Origin of the sequence: Motilimonas sp. 1_MG-2023 (assembly GCF_030547455.1) — a bacterium.
Lineage (GTDB): Bacteria > Pseudomonadota > Gammaproteobacteria > Enterobacterales > CBDFNC01 > Motilimonas.
Genome location: NZ_JAUOPX010000032.1, coordinates 13506 through 37054 on the forward strand (window position 1 = coordinate 13506; position 23549 = coordinate 37054).

The window sequence follows — 23549 nt, forward strand, 5'->3', positions numbered from 1 at the left end:
AATGCGTTATTTAAGTACCTTAGTACCTTTATTGTCACCTTTTAATAAGGCAATTAAATTTTCCGGTTGTTTCCAACTTGCTAACATAACGTGACCTAGGGTTTCAGCCGCTTCTAATGCTGCTTGTACTTTCACCGTCATGCCATCACGGATCACGCCAGCTGCAATCAATTCATTGGCGAGCGTGGTATTAAGTTCAGGAATAAGCTGTTGATTACCATCAAGCACACCATCAACATCAGACAGGAACACTAACTCGGCGCCTACTAACTCACAAATCGCGATAGCCGCTTGGTCAGCATTAACATTATACAAACGGCCGTCTTCACCAATGCCAATAGATGAAATAACCGGTAATTGGTTCGCCGCTAATAACACCTTAAGCAAGGTTGGATCATTTGGCTTACATTGACCAACAGCACCAAGCTCAGGATCAAGTTGAGTCACCTTAGTACTAAAGCCATCGGCTAAAGAAAGGCCAACAGCACTTAGGCCTGCTTGCAGCGCTTTCGCCATTAATAGCTTATTTGAGGTGCCCGCCAATGCCCCTGCCACGTAAGGAATTTGCTCAAATGGGGTAATACGTAAGCCGTTTTTCTTTTCGCTTTTGATGCCCATTTTACTCAGCACATCTTCTACCACTATTCCGCCGCCATGCACCAAAATCAATGAACGTTGGTTATCTGTTAAATAGCGCGTTAACGCATCAAATAAGTTTGCAAGGGCAGTGTTATTCTCAAGTACTGCACCGCCAAGTTTAATTAACAGTGGTTTATTCATGCTGTTGTTACTTCCTTACGGCCAATGGCCAACAAAACTCGCTATTCTATGTGTTTTTCAGCATCACTTAAAAGTCACGCTTCACAGAACCGAGGGTTTAAATCAACGAGGTGGTCATTGGGAAACCAAATTTGATATTAATGCACTGCATAGCTTGTGATGATGCGCCTTTCAACAAGTTATCTGTTGCACTAAAAATCACTAAGTCTTCACCATCTTGTGCCCAAGCAATATCACAGAAAGGCGTACCTTCAACATTTTTAATTGCTGGGTATGAACCTTTAAGTAAACGAACAATAGGCTCGTCTTGATAAGCTTGTTCATACACCTCTTGCACTTGCTCGGGTGTCACGCCTTCTTTTAGTACCACATTAATGGTGGCTAAAATACCACGCTTATAGCTACCTAAGTGCGGCGTAAATACCACTGGCGTACCAAGATGACTATCAATTTCAGGCTTGTGTCTGTGGGTAAACACGCCATAAGGTTGTAAGCTCACCTCGCAAAAGCTCGAAGTGGTTGACGCTTTGCGCCCTGCACCACTGACACCACTCGTCGCGTTAATGGTTGGCTTAACACCAGCCTTAATCAAACCTGCTACTTGTAATGGTTTAAGCGCCAGCAAAGAAGTAGTGGTATAACAACCAGGAACGGCAATCAAATCAGTATCTTTTACCGCTTCGGCATTCCATTCGGCTAAGCCATACACCGCTTTTTCTAGTAGTACTGGGTGTTGATGAGTAAAACCGTAGAATTTTTCATAGAAGGCTGAGTCTTTAACACGAAATGCACCAGATAAATCAAACACAGTGGTATTGGCTGCTAAAAAGTGTGGCGCTAAGTCATGGCTTACTTCGTGCGCCGTGGCTAACACTACAATATCAATGCCGTCGCAAGTAGCGGGAATATCTGCAATCGCTAATGGCTGTATGGTTTGATCAACCACCCCCAGCAGTTTACCGTATAGATCAGAAATAGGCTTTCCTTGATCTTGGCTGTTCTCTGATACGTATAAACCCGCTAATTCAAGACCAGGATGTTTAGCAATATAAAGGGCTAATTCGGCACCAGTATAACCACTGGCCCCCACTATAATTGTTTTCAACATATCGAATTCCGTTTGATTTCAGCTATTTAAATGAGATTAAGACTAACAAAATGCGCGCCTAAAAGCGCCTTGATTAAAGGTGAGATCGTCGTCGCGAATTGTGGGAAAAATTAGTCTTCATTATCGGGCATAATTTGTTATGTTAATTCAGGCTGAAATGCTAGCCGAATCTAACTTTTTATGCAATATTTCTGCATTAATATTTATTTTTAATTTTGAGGCCCTATGTCATTACCTGGATTTATTGAAACATATCGCGAATTGATCGCCACGCCTTCTATTAGTTCTACTGATTCCGCTTGGGATCAGAGTAATCAACAGGTAATCACAAAACTGGCTAGTTGGTTTGAAACCGCTGGTTTTCAAGTTGAAGTGACACCGCTACCTGGCCTAGCAGGCAAGTACAATATGGTTGCCACAATAGGCCAAGGTGAAGGCGGTCTACTGCTTGCAGGCCATACAGATACCGTACCTTTTGATGATGGCCAGTGGAGCAAAGATCCCTTTAAACTCACTGAAGATGGTAATCGCTTATATGGCCTTGGTACCATCGATATGAAAGGCTTCTTTGCATTTATTCTTGAAGCCGTAAAAGGCTTAGATTTAACAAAAATGAACAAGCCACTACGCATCCTAGCCACTGCCGATGAAGAAACCACCATGGCTGGCGCTCGCGACATTGCTAGTCGTCAACATATCAAGCCAGACTATGCTGTCATTGGCGAGCCGACGGGATTGGTTCCTGTATTTATGCACAAAGGCCATATGTCAGAAGCCATTCGTATTACCGGGCGCAGTGGCCATAGTTCAGATCCCAGTAAAGGACTAAATGCGATAGAGGTCATGCACAAGGTACTGGCCGAGTTATTAAAAGTGCAGCAGCTGTTTAAAGAAAAGTACAATTGCCCACATTTTGAAGTGCCAGCCCCCACCCTAAACTTTGGCCATATTCATGGCGGCGACAGCCCCAATCGTATTTGTGGTTGTTGCGAGCTGCATATTGATATGCGCCCCATTCCGGGGGTCAGCCCTAACGAACTATTCATTACCTTGAAATCGGCATTAGCGGGCATTGAGCAACAATACCCTGGCGCAGTAGATGTATTTCATTTACACGAGCCGATCCCTGCTTATTCATGTAGTGAAACCTCTGATTTAGTACAAACCGCCGAGCAGTTAAGCGGGAATAAAGCTGAAGCGGTTAACTACTGCACTGAGGCGCCTTTTATTCAACAACTTGGCTGTGACACCATCGTCATGGGCCCAGGCCATATTGGCCAAGCACACCAGCCTGATGAATATTTGGATCTTTCTTTTGTTAAGCCGACCAGTGAACTGCTTAGCTCACTGATAAAGCGCTTTTGCTTAGCCTAATCTGCCGTAAAAGTTAAGCTTAGGTCTGACAACAGCTAGATATAGTTGCTAATTATAGGCTTGCTTGAATTTGGTTATTGAAACACAGATTGGTGACTAATTGTGGTATGAATATACAACAATCTAACAGCAGCGGTGCGGGCTAATTGATTGAATCAGCAGTTGGTTTTATATCCAACCTTAACAAAAATGTAAGAAAGTTACACAAAAAACCATGAATTACTCATGGGTTATTGGTCAAATAAATCGACTGAGTAAATTTGACCCAATGCCCATTTTGCGTATAGATTAGACACAAGTTAACGATAAGTTTAGCGTTATTAGGTTTTAAATGGGTTTTATTGAACTGATTCGAAACACGAACAGAAAAATAAAAAAGTTGTAAAAACACAACAAATGTAAGGACAACAGCGATGAACGACAAGTATGCTGCTCTACGCAGTAACGTAGGCTTACTAGGTCAGCTATTAGGGCAAACTATCTCCAACCATCTAGGTGAAGAGTTTCTAGAAAAAATTGAAACCATTAGACAATTGTCTAAATCATCTCGTGCGGGTAATGATGCTGATGGAGAACTACTCGTAGCTATGCTTGCAGGCCTGTCGGACGATGAACTGTTACCTGTAGCTCGTGCCTTCACCCACTTTTTAAACCTCGCTAATATTGCAGAGCAGTTTCATACCACTTCACGCCACTGTGAAGAGCAAGTTTGCGCACCAGATCCAATTGATGAGTTGTTCGGCAAATTAAAAGCGTCAGATGCGAGCCCAGAGGCGATTAAAGCCGCCATTGAAGAAATGAAAATGGACTTGGTACTGACTGCGCATCCAACAGAAATTACCCGCCGAACCCTGATCCATAAGCACGTTGCCATCAACAGTTGCTTAGCTTCATTAGAGCTAAGTGATATCTCTGAGCGCGAAAAAGAAAAATTACTTTACCGCTTGGAAGAGCTAATCACCCAAGCTTGGCACACTGATGAAATTCGTAAGCAACGTCCAACTCCAGTTGATGAAGCAAAATGGGGCTTCGCCGTGGTTGAAAACAGCCTATGGCAAGCGGTACCAGATTATATTCGTAATCTCGATGAACGCGTGCAAAAGAACTTTGGCTTTGCCCTACCTATTGATGCTGCGCCAATCACTTTTACTTCATGGATGGGGGGCGACCGTGATGGCAACCCATTTGTGACCAGTAAAGTAACGGAAGAAGTATTACTATCAAGCCGTTGGGTGGGTGTTAGCTTGTTCCTTAAAGACATCAAGCAGCTGACTAGCGAACTGTCAATGATGGACTGTAACGACGCGCTACGCGAAGTGGCAGGCGACGTGCATGAACCTTATCGTGAATTACTAAAAGGCCTGCGTGGTGATCTCAAAGAGACGCTAAACTACCTTAGCGCAACGCTGCAAGGCGAATATACCGAAGCACGCGACCTTATCAATCGCACCGAACAACTGACCCAGCCACTAACCCTATGTTATGAATCACTACATGACTGCGGCATGGGCATTATTGCAGATGGCTTGTTGTTAGACGTGCTGCGCCGCGTAGCTTGTTTTGGTATCAACCTTGTTAAACTCGATATCCGCCAAGACGGCGAACGTCACGGCGATGTGATCGCTGAACTAACTCGTTACCTCGGTATTGGTGACTACGCCAGCTGGAACGAAGAAGAAAAACAAACCTTCTTATTACAAGAACTGAACAGCAAGCGCCCGCTGATCCCACAAGATTGGCAACCAATGCCTGACAACCAAGAAGTTCTAGACACTTGCCGTGTGGTGGCAAAAACCGATCCACAAGCCTTAGGTATCTATATTATTTCCATGGCGCGCCAAGCGTCAGACGTGCTAGCAGTGCAACTATTGTTAAAAGAATGTGGTTGCCCATTCCGCATTGCCGTCGCACCTTTGTTTGAAACCTTAGACGATTTAAACAACGCAGAACAAGTGATCAAACGCTTATTCGCTGTCGATTGGTACCGAGGTTATATCAACGGCCAACAACACGTGATGATCGGCTACTCTGACTCAGCCAAAGATGCCGGCGTATTGGCTGCTAACTGGGCACAATATCGCGCGCAAGAGGCATTGGTTGCCCTTTGTGAAGCAAACAATGTGTGCTTAACCTTATTCCACGGCCGTGGTGGTACCATAGGTCGCGGTGGTGCACCAGCACACGCAGCCTTGTTATCACAACCACCAGGCTCACTCAAAGGTGGCCTACGGGTAACTGAGCAAGGCGAAATGATCCGCTTTAAGTTCGGCTTATCAAGCATTGCTCAGCAATCACTGAACCTTTACACCGCGGCCATTTTAGAAGCTAACTTATTACCACCACCGGCGCCAAAACAAGAATGGCGCGACATGATGGATCAATTATCGGAAGATTCATGTACTGAGTACCGTGGCATGGTGCAACACGAGCCAGACTTTGTACCTTATTTCCGCAGTGTAACGCCTGAACTTGAGCTTGGTAAACTACCATTAGGTAGCCGCCCTGCAAAACGTAAACCAAACGGCGGCGTTGAAAGCCTACGTGCTATTCCATGGATTTTTGCTTGGTCACAAAACCGCTTCATGCTACCAGCATGGCTCGGTGCCGGCGATGCCATGGGCCGAGCCCTAGAGCAAGGCAAACAAGAACTGCTAACAGAAATGTACCAAAGCTGGCCTTTCTTTCATACTCGTCTAGAAATGTTCGAAATGGTATTTATGAAAGCCGATGAAGCATTGGCTAAGTTCTATGAAGAGCGTCTTGTACCAGAAGAGCTACACAGCCTAGGTTTAAGCTTACGCAACAAGCTAAAACAAACCCGTGATTGTGTACTACAAACCATTCCTAAGCATAAGCTAATGGAAGACCAGCCTTGGATCAAAGAGTCGATTAATCTACGTAACCCGTACATTGATCCCCTTAACTTGTTACAAGCCGAGCTACTAAGCCGCTCACGTGCTAATGGTGAAGAGATTTGCCCAACTATTGACCAAGCATTAATGGTGACCATTGCCGGTATCGCAGCAGGTTTACGCAATACAGGCTAATGTGAACAAGCTTAAAAACGGCTAATATAAAGCGGACAGATTGATTGTCCGCTTTTTTATACCTGCTAGTTAGCGCTTTTATTGAAAACAAATTTACCTCATATCTGAGCTTTTACGCTTACTACCGCCAAGATTTTGCCTAGTGTTAAAGCTGGGGGATAAATAAATGAAAAAATGGCTTACCTTACTATGGCTATTGTGTCCTTTTGCTTATGCGGCAGAGTCAATCGAGTTAATTCTACCTGCTAGTAAAGATGGTAGTCATGAGTATTTTCATGAGTTACTTCTGCGTTCATTATCAGCTCAGGGTATCGAAGTCACAATTATCGCGCCATATAGTCACTTGCCACAAAAGCGCGCAGTGCGCTTATTGGAAAGCCAAGCGATCTCATTATTTTGGATGATTGAAACGCCAAGGCGTAACCAAAAGTTCACTAAAGTAAATATGGGCCTGACCAAAGGTTTAATTGGCAAACGCATTCTACTGGTACCGAAAGAAGACAAAATGCGCTATGCCAAAGTCACCAACTTAGACGATTTTCGCCAGCTAAATGTCACGGGGGGCTTTGGTGCAAATTGGTTTGACATCGAAGTCTGGCAAGCAAACCAACTACGCTATATCGTCAGAGATGGAGAATGGCGTGCGCTATACGATATGTTATCAAGCAACGGTGGAGTAAATTACTTTTCTCGCGGGGTTAACGAAATCCTATCAGAGCAACAGCAGCATCCCTACCTAGTGGTAGAGCCCCATTTATTGTTTGAATATCAACGAGACTTCGTCTTCTACCTAAGTAGCCAAAATGCTTACCATAAAACGATGATCGAATCAGCCCTGATCAAAGCAAACAAATCCGGGCTAATGGATCAGTTGATAAAAGAGTATTGGAGCCAATACTTTGACTCACTAGGGTTAGAGCAGCGAGTCAAGCTTAAATTACTTACTCCCTAAAGCATTTAGCTAAGAGGCACATAAATTCGCGAGCGCAGCCAAACGTTCTCTTGGCTTTGCCACATAAGGGTTTTGCTTATCCCATGCATACCCAGCCAAAATAGAGCACACCATTTGTTTAATTTTAGGCTCTGGATTTGGATAAAAAATCACGTCTTGTAACTCACCGCTATACCAAGCTTCGACATAACAGCGAAAAGTATTAACCCCTAGCATTAATGGCTCAGCGTAATCCTGTTGCCAGTCCATTGGCTCGCCAGCAAATTTTTTCACTAGTGCTGCACAGGCTAATTGTGCCGACCGCAATGCAATGGTGACACCCGATGAAAATACAGGGTCGAGAAACTCCCCAGCGTTACCAAGTAATGCAAACTGCTCACTGCATAGTTGGCTCACATTCGCCGAATAACCGCCAATCTCACCGACCTCTTGCTGGTATTGTGCGTTGCGCAGCAATCTGCCTAATGACGGCTCTTGCTCTATCAATTGTTGCAATACCGCCAATTTATCACCTGAGCATTGCGCTAAAAAACTAGGCTTAGCAACCACCCCCACAGAACTGGTGCCATTGCTAAAAGGGATCAGCCAATACCACACTTCAGGGCATTCTGGGTGCACGGATATGAGAATTTTATTGCGATCATAATTCGCATCGTCAATACCATCAACAATATGGGTAAATAAAGCATGACGGGCAGGCAAACAAGACGGCTGCTCCAAATCTAGTAATCTTGGTAATACGCGACCAAAACCACTGGCATCTAATACAAAATCGGCATTGATTTGATATTCACCTTGCGCATTAGCGATAGTTAGCTGCGCCACAGACTCGCTCAAATCCACCGCCAACACGGTTTCTTGATAACGAATATCCACGCCTTGTGCCGCTGCCCCATCGGCAAGAATTTGATCAAAACAAGCCCGCTGTACTTGAAAGGTTGTACCAGCGCCAACACTGAATTTATCGGTAAAATCAAACTGGGTATATTGCTGCTGATATTGAAAAGCTGCACCATTTTTAAATTGAAAGCCCGCTTGCTCTACCAAGTGATCTAACTTGGCCAACTTCAGCACTTCCATACAGGCAGGTAATAAACTTTCACCAATGGAAAAACGTGGAAAAGTCGATTTTTCTATGATCACCGACTTTATTCCTTGTTGCTTTAGCAATGCACCAGCGACAGCACCTGAAGGCCCGGCGCCAATAATTACGACTTGAACATGCTGGATATCAGCCACTATGTATTCCTAACTTAACCTGAAATGGGTTTTAAGCGACAACACAGTAAGGTATGGCCCAGCCCTAACTCATCACGGCTTTCATCAACATACAATCCGGCTTGTTGCAGTAAATCCAGCATATCCCTGGAGTGATACATGCGGCTGTTGCCATTGGCAATCGCCGTAAAATAAATAGAAGTCGCATTAACACAATAGGCTCCGGCAGCAAACGGCTGACGATCCCAAAATGTTTCTAATATATATAAACGACAATCAAAACTCATTACCTTGGCTGCGCGCTTTAAAATACTCAAAATTTGTGGAGGGCTAAAGCAATCTAAAAATTGGCTCATCCAAATAGTGTCAGCGCCTTGATAAAACCCTCGGCCCTCATCCAACAAATCGGTAGCAAAGCCAAACACACGATCACTAACCTGTGCCTGCTCAGCATTGTCCATCGCAATTTTTAGTTGGCCAGGTAAGTCCATAATAGTCACTTTTACGGTGGCATCATAGCCAGTACAAGCAAGCGCCCACTTACCCGTATTCCCTCCAACATCTAGAATATGTTGCGGTTTATGAGCAAATAATAATGGCAAAACTTCCGGAAAAGCGCGATCAGAATAAAAATGGTCAAATTCAAACCAGCTGGCTTTTATCTGCTCAGGCAACTGACTCAAACCGGGGTATATGGTGTCCCAGTCACCGAGTGCTTTTAGCCCCGCGGGCTTACCAGTTTCAATCGCTTTATCTAAATCGAATAGACCTTGATAACAAACATCATGACTAAAATTGAGGTTCTTTTGTGCCATTTCATCATGCAACAAAAAATGACCAATTTTGTCCAAGTAGAAACGCCCATCCTGTTGCCACACCAGGCCCATACTTAATCCCATATCAAGTAGGACGCTCACACCATATTCACTGACCTCCGTTTGTGAAGCTAATTCAGTTAAACTACATCCTTGCCCATCCGCACTGTCTACCAGCGCAAGAATATTAAATTTCAGCAAACAACGCGCCACTTGAAAAGTAATAGGTGCAAATGCAATTTTCTGCGCCTCAAACTTGGCATCAAATGCAGATATCGGCATGGGTTTTTCGTAAAAAGCCATTAAGAAACCTCAATTTAAACTACTGACTTACTGATAAATTCTTATTTATCTCACGGTCTAGCAACGTCACCCATTTATTGTAATTACGATGAATTTGGTCACCGCTTTGTTGCAAGTTAACGCTGTTACGTAAGGAAATGCTATAACGAGTAGCAGAGTAACGCACATCAATACTTGCTTGGTGTGAGCGCACTGTAATATCGCCTTGAATCAAACCCGGCTCGACAACCTTCATGGTCCATTTTTTATACTCACCGGCCCGTACAATCGCCGTTTCAACCTGACTTAGTGTTAAGTTTTGCTGAGATATGTCTTGTTCGATATTATTAATTCTTTGGCTTGAGCTGCATCCAGAAATAACCAAAGTACTTAATACAGTAATCAATAACCAACCAAAAACTTTTAACATAATCATTAATTCCTTTTAACAAAAAACACTTAAAACAAACAGTTAAGCTGATATATTTAATCAGAAAGGATACCTTTACCTTGCGCCCTTGCAAAGTTAAAATATCGCTCTCATTTTTGACCCAAAGCGAGCAACGTGCTAACTATCATCATTGATAATTGGATTGCATTAGCCCCCAGCCTGCAAACACAAGCAGATTGGCGCAGCTGGTTACACCGCCCCTATACGTTAGCAAATGACTGGCAAGCCCCCGCGACTAAGGTACCCACAATGCAGCGCCGCCGATTCAGCAACCTAAGCCGATTGGTGCTCAGCTGTGTGCAAGAATTACCGCAAGCAAGTCAAGCGGACTTCAGTGTGTTTGCTAGCCGTCATGGCGAAATTGTCACCACTTATTCCTTGCTCGAAAATTTAGTGCAGCAACAACCCATTTCTCCAATTGGCTTTTCACAATCGGTGCATAATACTTCGGCGGGATTATTTACTTTAATTGAAAAGATCCAGCAAGCTTCAACGACCATCGCCGCACAGCAAGATACCTTTGCGGTAGGCTTAATTGAAGCGGCTTGCTATCTCAACGCACACCCAGAGCAAAAAGTCTTATTGGTGTGTTTTGACTCTACCTTGGTTGCTCCCTACCAAACATTTTTGCCGCAAACCCCATTTGACTATTGCGTGGCTTTTTTACTGTCACGACCACAACAAGAAGTTGGCAACCATGTCTTGTCGCTCACGTTAACGCCTAACGGCAAAACAACGGAATCGCCTCACTTAGCCAAATACCCTGCTGTTTGCCATTTTTTACAATGGTGGTTAGCAGAATCGGATACATCATTAGACCAAGCCAATTTTAGCTTACCTTGCAGTGGGCAAATGTTGCATGTTACGCGCTAAACTCAACCAAGCTTGGCGCTTATTCGGCACCGCGGTTAGCTTTGCCTTTTTTGGCGTAGGTGGTTTAATCCTGTCGCTGTTATTACTGCTGATCACATTCATAATAAAGCCATCCGCTAAACGGATTTATATTAGTCGTTACTTGATTCAGCGAACTTTTCGTTTCTTCGTTTTTTTAATGAAAAGCTTAGGTGTATTACGTTGCCATATTGATTTGCCCTTGGTTGCCCCTAAACGCGGCGTACTCATCACCCCAAATCATCCTAGTTTAATTGATGTAGTACTACTCATTGCCCATATTGAACAGGTAAACTGCGTCGTTAAAGCAAGTTTATGGCGCAGTCCCTTTGTCGGCCTGATTGTCCGCTCAGCTGGATATATACCTAACTCAGCAGGTGAAGAAGTGTTATCTCTTTGCCGCCAGAGCTTTGCGGCCGGGCAATCTGTGATTGTCTTTCCTGAAGGAACGCGTACTGAGCCAAATTCGCCATTGAAATTACAGCGCGGCGCCGCCAACATCGCATTGCGCGCCGAAGCCGACATTGTATTAGTTCACATTAGCGTTAGCCCAAGAACCCTAGCCAAGGCGGACGCTTGGTATCAAATACCAATACAACAGCCTTGTTTTAAGGTTGTCCTAGGCGCCACGGTAGACGCCAAGCAGGTAACCAAAGATTGCTCCAGCATTAGCCTGGCAGCGCGAGTGTTAACACGCTATTTAACAAAGGCGTTAAGCCAATAATTAGATTTTACATTTACTGAAATATGCAGGAAAAGTTTGTTATGACAGAGCTAGCGCTTGAAATAAAAGAGTTAATAATTGAGGCCCTCAACCTTGAAGATATCACCCCTGACGATATCGCTGCCGATGAACCTTTGTTCGGCGACGGCCTTGGTCTAGATTCTATCGATGCGTTAGAGCTAGGCATGGCATTAGCTAAAAAGTACCAAGTTAAACTGAATGCGGATTCAAAAGAAAACAAAGCACATTTTTATAGCGTTAATACTATCGCAGCCTTTATTCAAGCTAATCAAGAGTAATTTCCATGTCTGACAAACAAGCCTTATTTGAAAAAATCAGTGAAACCATGCAAGAAATGTTTGAGCTGACACCTGAGCAAGTTACTCCAGAGGCGCACTTATTTCACGATCTGGATTTAGACAGTATCGATGCGGTGGATTTAATTGTGACATTACAAGACATCACAGGCTACAAGCTCAAGCCAGATCAATTTAAAACCGTGCGCACCGTCAATGATGTGGTTAATGCGGTAGACGAGCTATTAAAAGAACAACAAGGCGAATAGCGACTTGTTCAATATCTTTGTGGCCGCAGCCCTAGTACTCTACCCCGTGCTGGTATTTTTTGGTTTAGGTTATTTCAGCATCCAAACCTTAGTGATGGTGTTAGCGGCGCTCTTACTGCTGCGCCATTGGCACGCCAAAAAAACGCAGCAAGCCAGCTTACCTGGCATATTTCCCTTAGTCATGCTAGGCGGCAGCTTATTGCTGCTAAGCCTCAGCGCTATCACAGATAACTTAATCGGTATGCGTTTATATCCAGTCTGGATCAACCTCAGTCTACTGGCAGTGTTCGCATTTAGTTTAATACATCCACCAACAATCATAGAGCGCTTTGCCCGTCTGACCGAGCCCAATCTGACCCCCTTTGCTTTAACCTATATTCGCCGAGTAACTCAAATGTGGTGCGGCTTTTTTTTCATCAATGCCAGTATCGCTTTTTATACTGCTGTATTTTGCAGCCTAGCTACGTGGACTTGGTATAACGGCATGGCCAGCTATCTAGCAATCGGCCTCTTATTTGCGATTGAGTTCATCGTCCGTCAATGGCTTAAAAAGCGCGACCCCGGCCATGTTTAAACTAAACCTACCTTTAACAGCCTCTCAGATCATTGCCTTTAACGCAGATGGTTCCCAGATCACCGTGGGCGAGTGGCAACCAAAGTTACAAGCGCTAGTGGTACAATTACAAGCTCATCGCGCGCAGCGATGGTTGCTTAACGTACAACAGCCATTAGACTTTTTGACAGCCTTGCTCGCGCTGTGGCATACAGGTAAAACGCCGGTTTTATTACCCAATAATGCAGCAGGTACAGTGGCGCAAATGAGCGCTCATTTTGACGTGGTACTAAGTGCACCGGAGTGCTCGCTGACTGGCAAATTTCAGCAGCTGATATTGCCAATGACACCAACTGCCAATATCGAATTGCCCTTACCAGCCATTAACGAAAACGTTGGAGTATATTTCTACACCTCTGGCTCGACTGGTACGCCCAAAAAAGAGCATAAGACGTGGCCGCAGTTACTGGCCGAGATATCCCAATTAGAGCGCACCTTTGGCACTAACATGGCATCGCAACCTGTCTACGCCAGTGTTCCTTGCCAACATATTTATGGTTTTTTATTTCGTTTGCTATGGCCTTGGCTAAGCCTGCGACCCTTCGCGAACTTTGAACTAGAATATCCTGAGCAATTGACGCACATCAGCCAGCCTTATATTTTCATCACTAGCCCAGCACTGCTCAAGCGTTTGGCACAAATAGAACCCTGTCAAACCACACCAAGTCATGTGTTTAGCTCAGGAGGAGCATTAAGTCTTGCTGGCGCACACTTATGTCGGCAACAGCTACAGCAAGACGCAATAGAAGTTTTAGGCAGCACTGAAACCGGTGGTGTGGCATGGCGACAACAACGTAGAAATAGCCTGTGGCGACGCTTTGATAACGTCGACATCAGCCTAAATTGCGACGGTTTTTTACAGGTAAGATCCCCATATTTTAGTGCTAACAGCGTTACCATGGGGGATACCGCTAAGCTTATCGACCAAGATCATTTTGAACTACTCGGCCGCGGTGATCGCATTGTCAAAGTTGAAGAAAAGCGCATTTCTTTAGTCGCTATCGAACAACATTTAATGACCCACCCTTGGATTGAAGAAGCCTGCGCCTGCGCCCTTGAACTGACCCATCGCCAAGCTATTGGCTGCGCTTTAGTACTCACCGCTAGCGGTCAACAAGCTCTGAAAACTCAAGGCAAACGCGCTCTCAGTCAAATTTTTAATCACAGCATCAGCCCCTATATTGAAGCTATTGCACGACCAAAAAAATACCGCTACTTGGCCAGCTTGCCTTACAATAGCCAAGGCAAATTAACCCATGCAGCCTTGCAAGAAGTATTTCATGACTGATTATCCAGAACTTATTCACACTAAAATTATCAATGAGCACCAAGCGGAGCTTAGTTTAACTATGCCCACTAGCTTACGTTATTTTGACGGACACTTTGCAGCAAGCCCCATCCTACCCGGCGTAGCACAAATTGAGTTTGTGATGTTTTATGGCCGTACTGTATTGCTTTTGGACCGAACCTTTGCCGGTATGGAAGTGATCAAATTTCAACAACTGATTAAGCCAGACACACAGATCCAGCTGGATTTAAAGTTTGATCCAAGCAAAAGTAAGTTGTACTTCTGTTATCACTCTGATCAGGGGCTACATGCTTCGGGTCGAATCTTATTAAGTTAACTCAGCATGATGTCGACGGTGCCATTTAAGCCTTGTTTTATTGTGCCCTTGTATAATCATGGTGCAACCTTAACGGCGACCTTAAACGCACTGAGCCAATTCAATTTACCAATCTTGGTGGTCGATGACGGCAGTAATGACGAAACCAAAGCTATCTTAGCCGAACAGGTGGCTGCTCATCCACTATGCCAAAGCTTGACTCTTGCGCAAAACCTCGGCAAAGGCGGTGCAGTAATGGCTGGTATGCGCCACCAATTTAAAGCAGGTTTTAGCCATGCACTGCAAATAGATGCCGATGGCCAACATAATTTAGCTGATATTCCAGCAATGTTAGCCAGTGCCGAACTTAACCCCTGCGACCTTATTGCTGGCGTGCCTGTGTATGATAATTCCATCCCAAAGGGACGCTTATATGGCCGCTATGTCACACATGTTTGGGTTTGGATTGAAACGCTTTCGCTAGAGCTAAAAGATACCATGTGTGGTTTTCGCGTTTACCCCCTTGCTCCTTGCTGTCAATTAGTGACGCAACAAAAGTTAGGCCAACGAATGGACTTCGATATTGAAATTATGGTGCGTTTATATTGGCAAGGGATTGCTTTTAAACAGCTTCCCACACAGGTCATCTACCCTAAAGATGGCATTTCACACTTTCGAGGCTGGGCCGACAACGTATTGATCAGCAAAATGCACACTAAATTGTTCTTTGGTATGTTGATACGAATCCCTAAATTACTCGCGATGAAATGGCAACGTTACCAGCAGCCTCAAGGAATAGACTAGTAATGAGCAAAAGTCATTGGTCAAAACGCAAAGAGCGCGGCGCCAGTTGGGGCTTAAGCTTTATGCTAACGATGTATAAATTAATGGGGCCAAGAGTCACCGCTTGGTTTTTATACCCTGTGATTGGTTATTTTTATTTAACATCAAAGCAAAGTAAGCAAGCCTCTCGTGATTATCTAGCCCGCATTAGCCCGCATCAGCAGCTATCTAGCTTTAAGCATTTTATGTGCTTTGGCCACGCCGCTCTCGACAAGGTATCGGTATGGTGTGGCTTGATTAACCAACAACACCTTAAAAGCTATGGTAACGCTGATGTGCTCAAGATGCTTGAAAGAGGCCAAGGCGGCGTATTTCTCTGCGCTCACTTAGGCAACATTGAAATCTGTCGCGCCTTAAGTGATGTGTTACCAGGGCTAAAAATAAATGCATTGGTGTTTACTAAAAACGCAGTCAAATTTAATAACATGCTGGCAAAAATTGCGCCAACAGCCAACCTTAATTTGATCCAACTGGATAATGTCGGCCCCGATACTGCTATCATGCTGGCAGAAAAAATAGCCGCGGGTGAGTTTATCGCCATCATGGCGGATCGCACCTCAACGCAGGTTCCCGAACGAAGTATTGGCGCGCCGTTTCTTGGAGAAACAGCCTATTTTCCGCAAGGACCTTTTATTCTAGCAAGCTTACTCAAGTGCCCTGTGTTTAGTTTATTTTGTCAGCGCATCGATCAACACTTTGAAATCAACGCCCAATTGCTAAGCCCTAAGCTAGTGTTAAGACGCCAGCAGCGGCAACAAGACTTAGCGATCGCGGTGGGACACTATGCCGAGCAGCTAGAAATAGCCGCTCGTAAAACACCGTATCAATGGTTTAACTTTTTCAACTTTTGGCAGAAAACACCTTAATGACTCCTTCTCCGATCCTGTTTGGCGAGCAGCCAATTACTATTGAACAAGTCGTGCAACTGGCGCAAAGTCAAGGCCAAGTGCAGCTAAGCAAACAAACCAGCTTTATCAGCAAAATAAATCAAGGAAGCCAATTTTTAGACCGGTTACTGGCGGAAGACGGGGTTATCTATGGTGTGACCACAGGTTATGGCGACTCGTGCACCGTGACTATACCTCCGCACTTAGTCACTGAACTCCCCATGCATTTAACCCGTTTTCACGGCTGTGGTTTGGGTAAAAATTTAACCCCCATCCAAGCACGCGCGGTCATGGTCGCACGCTTAAATTCACTGACCCAAGGCGCCTCAGGCGTCAGTATGGCGCTGCTAGAGCAGTTAGTGGCGTTCATTAATTTAGATTTAGTTCCACGTATTCCAGAGGAAGGATCGGTTGGGGCCAGTGGTGATTTAACCCCTTTATCTTATCTAGCGGGAGCCTTAATTGGTGAGCGCGAGGTGTACTATCAAGGCCAGTTAATGGCCGCGAAACAAGCCATGACTCTTGCCGGTATTAGGCCACACACGTTGCGACCAAAAGAAGGCTTAGCCTTAATGAACGGCACCGCAGTAATGACAGCACTAGCCTGCATTGCTTTCGATCGCGCACGCTATTTAGCCAAATTAGCCAGCCGTATTACCGCCATGGCCAGCGTTGCACTTAAGGGCAATGCCTTCCATTTTGATGAAAAATTATTTGCGGTGAAACCCCATCCCGGTCAAGCTCAAATTGCCTCCTGGATCCGAAGCGATCTTGAGCATCTCGATATGCCGCGGAACTCAGATCGATTGCAAGATCGTTATTCACTGCGCTGCGCTCCTCATGTGATCGGAGTACTCCAAGACGCGTTACCCTTCTTACGTCAGTTTATCGAAACAGAGCTTAACAGCGCTAACGACAACCCTATTATCGACGGTGTTGACGAACATGTGCTTCATGGCGGTCACTTTTATGGTGGTCACATTGCCTTTGCGATGGACTCACTGAAAAACGCGGTCGCAAATATCGCAGATCTGTTAGATCGTCAACTGGCGCTGTTAATGGATACGAAATTCAACAACGGCTTACCCGCTAACCTATCAGGCGCTAGTGCCGAGCGCAGTATGATCAATCACGGCTTCAAAGCAGTACAAATTGGCGCCTCAGCATGGACTGCCGAAGCCTTGAAACTAACCATGCCAGCGAGCGTATTCTCTCGCTCTACCGAATGCCATAATCAAGACAAAGTCAGTATGGGCACCATTGCAGCACGAGATTGCTTACGAGTGTTAGAGCTAACCGAGCAAGTCACCGCAGCCAGTTTACTGGCTGTCAGCCAAGGCATCTCATTACGTAATAGCCAAGGCGAATTGACACCGCAACAACTAACGCCAGCGCTGGCGCAATTTAAAGATCGCATTTTTGAGCAGTTTGAGTTTGTCAGTGAAGATCGACCATTGGAAGACGACTTACGCCGAACCTTAAGTCAAATCCAACAAAAACACTGGGAGCTTTACGGTGACCGATAACATTGTGCTCAGCGCCGCAATCAATCATCAAGTCACTTTTTTTGACTGCGACCCGATGGGCATCACTTGGCATGGCAACTATCTAAAATATTTTGAATTAGCCCGCTGTGCTTTATTTGAAAAAATTGATTTTAGTTACAGCGCGATGGCTGCATCCGATTTTGTGTGGCCGATCGTTGATGTTAGGGTTAAGTATGTTCGCCCCACTCGATTTGAACAACATATCGTCATTTATGCCGATTTAGTCGAGTATGAGCATAGAGTTAAAATTAACTACCGAGTTTGCGATAAAATCAGTGGCGAGGTGTTGACCAAAGGGCACACCTTGCAAGTGGCGGTAGAACAAAGCAGCCAAGAAATGTGCTATGTATCGCCGTCGATCTTAATCGAAAAACTGCAACCCTACATAGGCTAATATATGTTTAAAACCTTTAGCTCCAGCCTGCTGTTGTGGGTACTTACTAGCTTGAGTTTGCCAGCCCAAGCCAATCAGCAAGTGTTACCAGAAGATAAGCTATTTAGCCCTAAATTTGCGTTAACTGAGCCAAGTGCACAGCAACAGCAAATGAGCCAAGTTCTGACGCAGTTGTCACAGTACTCACAGCTCCAAGGTCGCTTTGTCCAGCATCGTCATCTGGCTCTTCTCAGTCAGCCCTTAGTTTCATCGGGAAACTTTAGTTTATCGGCCAGCGCAGGGCTGCATTGGCAACAAATCACTCCTTTTGCCAGTCAACTTAGCTTAAACAACACCCAGCTCAGCCAACAAATTGCCGACGGTCCAGTGCAAGTGATCAGCGCACAAGAGCAACCTGCACTATTTGCTTTTTCAAGTTTGTTCTTAGGCTTGTTTCGCGGCGATGAAATCAGCCTAAAACAAAACTTTCAGCTCTATTTTACAGGCGACATTAATGCTTGGCAGCTAGGAGGGGTCCCATTGGGGAGCCCTTTAAATCAAGCAATTAAAAGCATTCGTCTGCAAGGAAACAAGCACATAAATTACTTTGAGTTAATCGATAGCAATCAAGATAAGCTAACCATTGAATTTTCTGATGTGGTAAGCAGTAACACCGTGGAGCCTTAACTCGTATGCTGCACTTGTCGTTGCGTATCCGCGCGAGTCTTGTCTTACTATTACTGCTAGCAAGTGTCGTTACTTTGCTGGTTAAAGCCGACCAAGGCCCCCTGTTCGAGGCAAACTTTCTCACCCTGTTGCCGCAGCAACAACAAGGGAAGTTACCCAGCGCAACCTTAGCCGCCGCGCAACACCAAGTGAATAAACAACTGGGTAATCAAGTGATATTTTTAATTGGTCAGCCCGATCTCAAACAAGCGCAGCAAGCTGCCAGCACCCTAAGCTCGTTGCTGCAACAAGCGCCGCAAATAGCTAAGGTAAACCTCACTATTAATACAGAACAACAACGTCAATTAGGTCAATTTTACTTTCCGCTGCGCAGCTATTTACTCAGCCCAGCACAACAACAAGCTATTAATGTCGATTCCGGCCAACAAGTTGCACAACAAGCTCTAGTGGCGTTATACGGTCCAATGGCCGCAACGAACTCACAATTGTTACAGCAAGACCCCTTTTTCTTATTCGCCACCAGCCTTAGCCAACTATTGCCAAAACCTAATCAAGGGCAGTTAGCTCAAGGTTACATTAGTTTTCACTATCAAGGATTACATTATGTGCTGGTGACTGCTCATACACACAGTGACCATTTTTCGTTACAACAACAAGCCAGCTTGAGTGAGTACATTGACGACATTTTGCAGCAAGTTGAACAAACATACTCAGTAACCACGCTAAAATCTGGCGCACTGTTTTACAGCCAAGCAGGAGCAAACTCAGCCAAAACTGAAATATCCAGCATAGGCTTAGGCTCATTATTGGGCGTTATTTTACTTGTCTTAATCTGCTTTCGCAGTATCACACCACTAATACTTACCTTTAGCGCGATTGCTTGTGGCTGCCTAGTTGCCCTTGCCACAACCGTATTGGTATTTGGTCAAATCCACCTTTTCACTCTAGTGATTGGCGCGAGTTTAATTGGAGTTTCAGTTGATTACTCGTTTCACTACTTGGTCGAAGCTCAGCAAAAACAACCCCTACAGCGGGTTTATCACGGTATTACTGCTGGTTTATGTACCAGTGTGACAGCTTATTTAACCATGGCATTAGCGCCTTTCCCTGGGTTGCAGCAACTGGCGGTATTTGCCAGCAGTGGCCTGATATTTTGTTATTTATTCGTGTTAGGTATTTTTCCACTTATTAAGTGGCAACATCGCCCGCCAACATTAGGCATGCATTATTTGCCTTGGCTACTAAAACCCGCTCAGCGCTTATCCCAACGCACCACACTTGTTTCTGCTGCATTACTGCTTGCTTGTAGCGCTTGGCTGTTAACCAGCAATGACGATATCCGTCAGCTGCAGCAGCTACCAGCGGAATTAACAGCGCAAGAAAAACAAATAAAAACCATTACACAACAGCAATTAGAGTCTTACTATTTATTGATTCAAGGGCAAAGCGAAGCCGATTTATTAACGCTAAATCAAGTAGTGTCAGTGCAATTAGATAAGTTGAAACAGCAGCAAACACTGGACGGATACCAAAGTATTAGCCAATGGGTTCCCAGCCCCAATCAGCAACAGCAAAGTCATCTCGCTTGGCAACAGCTGATCAACCATCAGCTCAGCCTGTACTTAACTCAGCTCGGGATGACGCAAGCCGAGCAGAACAAAATTACGCAAACCTTAATGACATCGCCAGCCCCACTCACACTCACTCAGTGGTTGGCTTCACCTGTGAGCGAGCAATTTGGTTGGTTGGCATTGCCGCAACAGCATGCCAGTTTAGTCATTATATCCGGTGTCAAAGATAAAGCCCGCTTACAACAGTTAGTCGATAGCTTGCCCAAAGTAGAGTTAGTAGATCAGCGCGCTCAGCTATCAGCATTATTTAAACAATATCGACAGTTAATGACGCTATTGCTGGTACTAGCTTATGGCATTATTTTGTTAGCCTTATGGGGATACTTTGGTAGACAGGTCGCCACTAAAATCATACTCGCGCCCATTTTAGCCGCACTAAGCAGCTTAGCTGTATTAGCTTTGACAGGCCAAGCCATTAATTTATTTCACGTTATTGCATTAATTTTGGTGCTAGGTATCGGCATAGATTACACCTTATTTTTTGCCGCCCAACAGGGGATTTTAATACCTAAGCGCCAGCAGGAAAAAATGAAACCTATGTCAAACAAGCAACGCAATATTTATCCAACTCACTTAGCCATCACTTTGTCTGCACTAACCACCATATTGTCATTTGGTTTACTGGCATTAAGCGATACTTACGCCATTGCTTCATTTGGCACAACAGTACTAATAGGCATTATTGCCGCCTATGGCTTTGCTCCCATTGCATTACAGCCTTGGCGCAGCGCCGAGGAGCAATCATGACACTTCTTTGCCGCTTGCTCTCCCACATAGCCTTGATAATACTGTTATCGGCCTGTAGTCAGCTCACTTCAGTGCCTGCAGACAGTATACGGCTCAGCCGCCAATTAGCCTTGCAGTTGCCCGCTCCGAACGCCTTAGGCCAACCTTTTCACGCCACTCAGTTAGTTACTGGGCAATACGGCAACCAAGACTTTAATGGCCAGTTTCAGCTTGAACTCACCGAAAATAAACTGGTATTACTTGCCCTTGCCCCTTGGGGCCCCTCGCTGTTCAGCGCCACGCTTACGCCAAATAACTTGACCACTAGCCAAACCAGTGTCGCGCAAGTTGATGTGAGGTATATGCTGGCTGATTTCTTACTAACCTATTTGCCTTACGATGCCTTGAAGCAATCATTGCACGGTAAGGAGATCACGATCAAAGAGTCAGCAACACGACGTGAGATTTGGCTCGCACAAACATTAATCATTACCATTGACTACGCGCCAAACCCGAATGTAACAGCAGCGAAAAGCCGCTGGCAAAACCATATCCACTTCCACAACCATTTACGCGGTTATCAGCTGGAGATTAAAACCTTAACATTTACACCTGCGCCATTAGCTCAATCCATCATGGCTGAACCCCAACCTAACGCTGAGCCATAGGAGCAAACAGTGCAACCTGAACGTGCGCCTTTATATCTAAACCATTTTGCCATCACTAGCCCGTTGGGAGTTAACGCAGCCCAAGTGCTTGAACACCTATTGGAGCCACCTGCTAATTTGTTACGCCCGTATGGTCCCTTAGTGTCGGGAAAAACCGTATTAGTCGGTCAAGTTTGTGATCCCTTACCTCACTTACCCGAATACCTAGTATCTTACCAAACGCGTAATAATCAATTATTACTCAGTGCCTTAAGCCAAATCGCCAAGCCAATAGCTGCAGCCAAAAAACGCTACGGTGCCGATCGCATCGCCATTATTTTAGGGACCAGTACATCGGGCATTGCCGATGGTGAAACGGCACTAACACAGCAAATACACACAGGAAACTGGCCTGACGATTATAATTATACGCAGCAAGAAATCGGTCACTTATCTGCCTTTGCCGCCACTTATTTAGGCCTCACCGGCGTGAGCTATACCATTTCAACAGCTTGTTCCAGCTCAGGCAAGGTTCTCGCCAGTGCACAGCGGTTACTGCATGCCGATTTGGCAGATATGGTGATAGTGGGCGGCTGTGACACACTCTCTGGTCTTACGCTCAACGGCTTTGATGGGTTAGAGTCTTTAGCAACAGATATCTGCTTACCGTTTTCCCCCCAGCGTGACGGCATAAACATAGGTGAAGCAGCCGCTTTAGCCTGCCTAAGCAAAGTACCTTCCGAGATCCAGCTGTTAGGTGTCGGCGAAGCATCCGATGGCTTTCATATTTCATCGCCCGATCCACAAGGCCGGGGAGCCGAGCTCGCGATTCAACAAGCCTTAGAGCAAGCGAAAGTGACTCCAGCACAGATTGGTTACATCAATCTACACGGCACCGCCACCATTAAAAACGATGCAATGGAAAGCCACCTCATCAATCGTATTTTTGGCACGAATACACCTTGCAGCTCAACCAAACCGTTGACGGGCCATGCCTTAGGGGCAGCAGGCGCTCAAGAATGGTTATTATGCGCGCTGCTATTAAGTAGCCAAAACCCGCGTCGCATTTTGCCACAACAACAAGGTAGTACTGACTATGATCCTGATTTGCCTCCCATAGGGCTGATCCGCCAAGCACAAACTTGGCAATCGGGCATCTTTATGAGTAACTCATTTGCCTTTGGCGGCAGCAATGTTTCCGTTATTATAGGCCGTCATTCATTAACCCCAGTGCAAACAGAGCCTCCTCATGACCGTTAAACCAACCTCGTTAGCCCAATTTGATGCTGAGCACTTTATCCCTCATCGCCGTAGCATGGTGCTATTGGATAAGATCATATTTGCCGATGAAACGCGCTGCATTAGCCAATTAGAGATCCATGCAAACTCATTGTTTGCCAACGAGCAAGGTGTACCAAGCTGGGTAGGTATCGAATACATGGCGCAAACCATTGCCGCCTTCGCAGGCGTACAAGCCAGAGCTAAAGCACAAGAGCCTGAAATCGGTTTTTTACTCGGTACGCGCAGTTATCAAGTACAGACGCCACTATTTAAGATTGGGCAAAAACTGCAAATTAGCGCCACTCATGTGCTAACCGACAATTCGCTTACCGTATTTGCCTGTTCTTTGCATCAAGGGGTTGATGAGCCATGGTCAGGCTTAGGTACTTTAATCGCTGAGGCGCGGATCAATGCATATTTGCCCGACCCCGACACCTTAAAAACTTATTTAGCCTAATAAGGCTAGCGCTGCCCCTGTGATGCAGCATTGATTGAATTTAAGT

Annotated in this window: 24 protein-coding genes; 19 read left to right on the forward strand and 5 right to left on the reverse strand. The window is 45.2% G+C overall.

The window, feature by feature from the left end:
- Nucleotides 1-6: 6 nt before the first annotated feature.
- Nucleotides 7-780 (reverse strand): acetylglutamate kinase, encoded by a 774-nt coding sequence (gene argB / locus Q4519_RS15465; protein WP_303513765.1) that lies wholly within the window; start codon nt 778-780, stop codon nt 7-9.
- A 97-nt stretch (nt 781-877) separates the two neighbouring features.
- Complete coding sequence (gene argC, locus Q4519_RS15470; protein ID WP_303513766.1) at nt 878-1888, reverse strand: N-acetyl-gamma-glutamyl-phosphate reductase; 1011 nt, start codon at nt 1886-1888, stop codon at nt 878-880.
- 225 nt (nt 1889-2113) lie between these two features.
- On the opposite strand from argC, the gene argE reads away from it, so the two are divergent.
- The 3 genes from argE (at nt 2114) to Q4519_RS15485 (ending at nt 7261) form a co-directional block, all read left to right on the forward strand.
- Complete coding sequence (gene argE, locus Q4519_RS15475) at nt 2114-3262, forward strand: acetylornithine deacetylase (protein WP_232800604.1); 1149 nt, start codon at nt 2114-2116, stop codon at nt 3260-3262.
- A 413-nt stretch (nt 3263-3675) separates the two neighbouring features.
- Entirely contained in the window at nt 3676-6309 is a 2634-nt protein-coding gene (ppc, locus tag Q4519_RS15480; protein ID WP_232800605.1) for a phosphoenolpyruvate carboxylase, read from the forward strand.
- Nucleotides 6310-6475: 166 nt separating this feature from the next.
- Nucleotides 6476-7261, forward strand: a complete 786-nt coding sequence (locus tag Q4519_RS15485) for a hypothetical protein (RefSeq protein WP_232800606.1) — start codon at nt 6476-6478, stop codon at nt 7259-7261.
- A 9-nt stretch (nt 7262-7270) separates the two neighbouring features.
- On the opposite strand, the gene Q4519_RS15490 is transcribed toward Q4519_RS15485, so the two are convergent.
- Genes Q4519_RS15490 through Q4519_RS15500 form a run of 3 tightly spaced genes read right to left on the reverse strand, consistent with a single transcriptional unit; the run spans nt 7271 to nt 10006 of the window.
- Nucleotides 7271-8500 (reverse strand): NAD(P)/FAD-dependent oxidoreductase, encoded by a 1230-nt coding sequence (locus Q4519_RS15490; RefSeq protein ID WP_232800607.1) that lies wholly within the window; start codon nt 8498-8500, stop codon nt 7271-7273.
- Nucleotides 8501-8514: 14 nt separating this feature from the next.
- Nucleotides 8515-9597, reverse strand: coding sequence for a class I SAM-dependent methyltransferase (locus Q4519_RS15495; protein ID WP_303513773.1), 1083 nt, complete (start codon nt 9595-9597; stop codon nt 8515-8517).
- Nucleotides 9598-9616: 19 nt separating this feature from the next.
- Nucleotides 9617-10006: a hypothetical protein gene (locus Q4519_RS15500; protein ID WP_303513775.1), complete on the reverse strand. Its 390-nt coding sequence runs from the start codon at nt 10004-10006 to the stop codon at nt 9617-9619.
- Between the two features lie 135 nt (nt 10007-10141).
- Here Q4519_RS15500 and Q4519_RS15505 point away from each other — a divergent pair, with 135 nt between their 5' ends.
- Genes Q4519_RS15505 through Q4519_RS15580 form a run of 16 tightly spaced genes read left to right on the forward strand, consistent with a single transcriptional unit; the run spans nt 10142 to nt 23503 of the window.
- On the forward strand, nt 10142-10900 hold the full coding sequence (locus Q4519_RS15505; RefSeq protein WP_232800610.1) for a beta-ketoacyl synthase chain length factor: 759 nt from the start codon (nt 10142-10144) through the stop codon (nt 10898-10900).
- Entirely contained in the window at nt 10887-11642 is a 756-nt protein-coding gene (locus Q4519_RS15510; protein ID WP_232800611.1) for a 1-acyl-sn-glycerol-3-phosphate acyltransferase, read from the forward strand. The genes Q4519_RS15505 and Q4519_RS15510 overlap by 14 nt, the downstream gene beginning before the upstream one ends.
- Nucleotides 11643-11683: 41 nt before the next feature.
- On the forward strand, nt 11684-11941 hold the full coding sequence (locus Q4519_RS15515; protein ID WP_303513778.1) for a phosphopantetheine-binding protein: 258 nt from the start codon (nt 11684-11686) through the stop codon (nt 11939-11941).
- A 5-nt stretch (nt 11942-11946) separates the two neighbouring features.
- On the forward strand, nt 11947-12207 hold the full coding sequence (locus tag Q4519_RS15520; RefSeq protein ID WP_232800613.1) for an acyl carrier protein: 261 nt from the start codon (nt 11947-11949) through the stop codon (nt 12205-12207).
- Nucleotides 12208-12211: 4 nt separating this feature from the next.
- Nucleotides 12212-12781 carry a hypothetical protein gene (locus Q4519_RS15525; RefSeq protein WP_232800614.1) on the forward strand — a complete coding sequence of 190 codons (570 nt, stop codon included), beginning with the start codon at nt 12212-12214 and terminating at the stop codon, nt 12779-12781.
- Nucleotides 12774-14108 (forward strand): class I adenylate-forming enzyme family protein, encoded by a 1335-nt coding sequence (locus Q4519_RS15530; RefSeq protein WP_303513782.1) that lies wholly within the window; start codon nt 12774-12776, stop codon nt 14106-14108. The genes Q4519_RS15525 and Q4519_RS15530 overlap by 8 nt, the downstream gene beginning before the upstream one ends.
- Nucleotides 14101-14445 carry a 3-hydroxyacyl-ACP dehydratase gene (locus Q4519_RS15535; protein ID WP_303513785.1) on the forward strand — a complete coding sequence of 115 codons (345 nt, stop codon included), beginning with the start codon at nt 14101-14103 and terminating at the stop codon, nt 14443-14445. Before Q4519_RS15530 ends, Q4519_RS15535 begins: the two co-directional genes overlap by 8 nt.
- A gap of 6 nt (nt 14446-14451) precedes the next feature.
- Complete coding sequence (locus Q4519_RS15540) at nt 14452-15228, forward strand: glycosyltransferase family 2 protein (protein WP_303513788.1); 777 nt, start codon at nt 14452-14454, stop codon at nt 15226-15228.
- 2 nt (nt 15229-15230) lie between these two features.
- Nucleotides 15231-16133, forward strand: coding sequence for an acyltransferase (locus Q4519_RS15545; protein ID WP_303513791.1), 903 nt, complete (start codon nt 15231-15233; stop codon nt 16131-16133).
- Nucleotides 16133-17680 (forward strand): histidine ammonia-lyase, encoded by a 1548-nt coding sequence (gene hutH, locus Q4519_RS15550; RefSeq protein ID WP_232800619.1) that lies wholly within the window; start codon nt 16133-16135, stop codon nt 17678-17680. The genes Q4519_RS15545 and hutH overlap by 1 nt, the downstream gene beginning before the upstream one ends.
- Nucleotides 17670-18095: a thioesterase family protein gene (locus Q4519_RS15555; protein ID WP_232800620.1), complete on the forward strand. Its 426-nt coding sequence runs from the start codon at nt 17670-17672 to the stop codon at nt 18093-18095. The genes hutH and Q4519_RS15555 overlap by 11 nt, the downstream gene beginning before the upstream one ends.
- A 3-nt stretch (nt 18096-18098) precedes the next feature.
- Nucleotides 18099-18761, forward strand: coding sequence for an outer membrane lipoprotein carrier protein LolA (locus Q4519_RS15560; RefSeq protein ID WP_232800621.1), 663 nt, complete (start codon nt 18099-18101; stop codon nt 18759-18761).
- Between the two features lie 5 nt (nt 18762-18766).
- Complete coding sequence (locus Q4519_RS15565) at nt 18767-21139, forward strand: MMPL family transporter (protein WP_303513795.1); 2373 nt, start codon at nt 18767-18769, stop codon at nt 21137-21139.
- Nucleotides 21136-21786: a DUF3261 domain-containing protein gene (locus Q4519_RS15570; RefSeq protein ID WP_303513797.1), complete on the forward strand. Its 651-nt coding sequence runs from the start codon at nt 21136-21138 to the stop codon at nt 21784-21786. Before Q4519_RS15565 ends, Q4519_RS15570 begins: the two co-directional genes overlap by 4 nt.
- A gap of 9 nt (nt 21787-21795) precedes the next feature.
- Nucleotides 21796-23025: a beta-ketoacyl-[acyl-carrier-protein] synthase family protein gene (locus Q4519_RS15575; RefSeq protein ID WP_303513798.1), complete on the forward strand. Its 1230-nt coding sequence runs from the start codon at nt 21796-21798 to the stop codon at nt 23023-23025.
- Nucleotides 23015-23503, forward strand: coding sequence for a 3-hydroxydecanoyl-ACP dehydratase (locus tag Q4519_RS15580; RefSeq protein ID WP_232800625.1), 489 nt, complete (start codon nt 23015-23017; stop codon nt 23501-23503). Before Q4519_RS15575 ends, Q4519_RS15580 begins: the two co-directional genes overlap by 11 nt.
- Nucleotides 23504-23549 lie beyond the last annotated feature (46 nt).

Coding starts and splice junctions, on each gene's coding strand:
- Q4519_RS15530 (WP_303513782.1), top strand. CDS start 12,774: ATGTTTAAACTAAACCTACCTTTAACAGCCTCTCAGATCATTGCCTTT.
- argC (WP_303513766.1), bottom strand. CDS start 1,888: ATGTTGAAAACAATTATAGTGGGGGCCAGTGGTTATACTGGTGCCGAA.
- argB (WP_303513765.1), bottom strand. CDS start 780: ATGAATAAACCACTGTTAATTAAACTTGGCGGTGCAGTACTTGAGAAT.
- Q4519_RS15485 (WP_232800606.1), top strand. CDS start 6,476: ATGAAAAAATGGCTTACCTTACTATGGCTATTGTGTCCTTTTGCTTAT.
- Q4519_RS15535 (WP_303513785.1), top strand. CDS start 14,101: ATGACTGATTATCCAGAACTTATTCACACTAAAATTATCAATGAGCAC.
- Q4519_RS15495 (WP_303513773.1), bottom strand. CDS start 9,597: ATGGCTTTTTACGAAAAACCCATGCCGATATCTGCATTTGATGCCAAG.
- Q4519_RS15510 (WP_232800611.1), top strand. CDS start 10,887: ATGTTACGCGCTAAACTCAACCAAGCTTGGCGCTTATTCGGCACCGCG.
- ppc (WP_232800605.1), top strand. CDS start 3,676: ATGAACGACAAGTATGCTGCTCTACGCAGTAACGTAGGCTTACTAGGT.
- Q4519_RS15515 (WP_303513778.1), top strand. CDS start 11,684: ATGACAGAGCTAGCGCTTGAAATAAAAGAGTTAATAATTGAGGCCCTC.
- Q4519_RS15545 (WP_303513791.1), top strand. CDS start 15,231: ATGAGCAAAAGTCATTGGTCAAAACGCAAAGAGCGCGGCGCCAGTTGG.
- argE (WP_232800604.1), top strand. CDS start 2,114: ATGTCATTACCTGGATTTATTGAAACATATCGCGAATTGATCGCCACG.
- Q4519_RS15560 (WP_232800621.1), top strand. CDS start 18,099: ATGTTTAAAACCTTTAGCTCCAGCCTGCTGTTGTGGGTACTTACTAGC.
- Q4519_RS15540 (WP_303513788.1), top strand. CDS start 14,452: ATGATGTCGACGGTGCCATTTAAGCCTTGTTTTATTGTGCCCTTGTAT.
- Q4519_RS15580 (WP_232800625.1), top strand. CDS start 23,015: ATGACCGTTAAACCAACCTCGTTAGCCCAATTTGATGCTGAGCACTTT.
- Q4519_RS15565 (WP_303513795.1), top strand. CDS start 18,767: ATGCTGCACTTGTCGTTGCGTATCCGCGCGAGTCTTGTCTTACTATTA.
- Q4519_RS15520 (WP_232800613.1), top strand. CDS start 11,947: ATGTCTGACAAACAAGCCTTATTTGAAAAAATCAGTGAAACCATGCAA.
- Q4519_RS15570 (WP_303513797.1), top strand. CDS start 21,136: ATGACACTTCTTTGCCGCTTGCTCTCCCACATAGCCTTGATAATACTG.
- hutH (WP_232800619.1), top strand. CDS start 16,133: ATGACTCCTTCTCCGATCCTGTTTGGCGAGCAGCCAATTACTATTGAA.
- Q4519_RS15500 (WP_303513775.1), bottom strand. CDS start 10,006: ATGTTAAAAGTTTTTGGTTGGTTATTGATTACTGTATTAAGTACTTTG.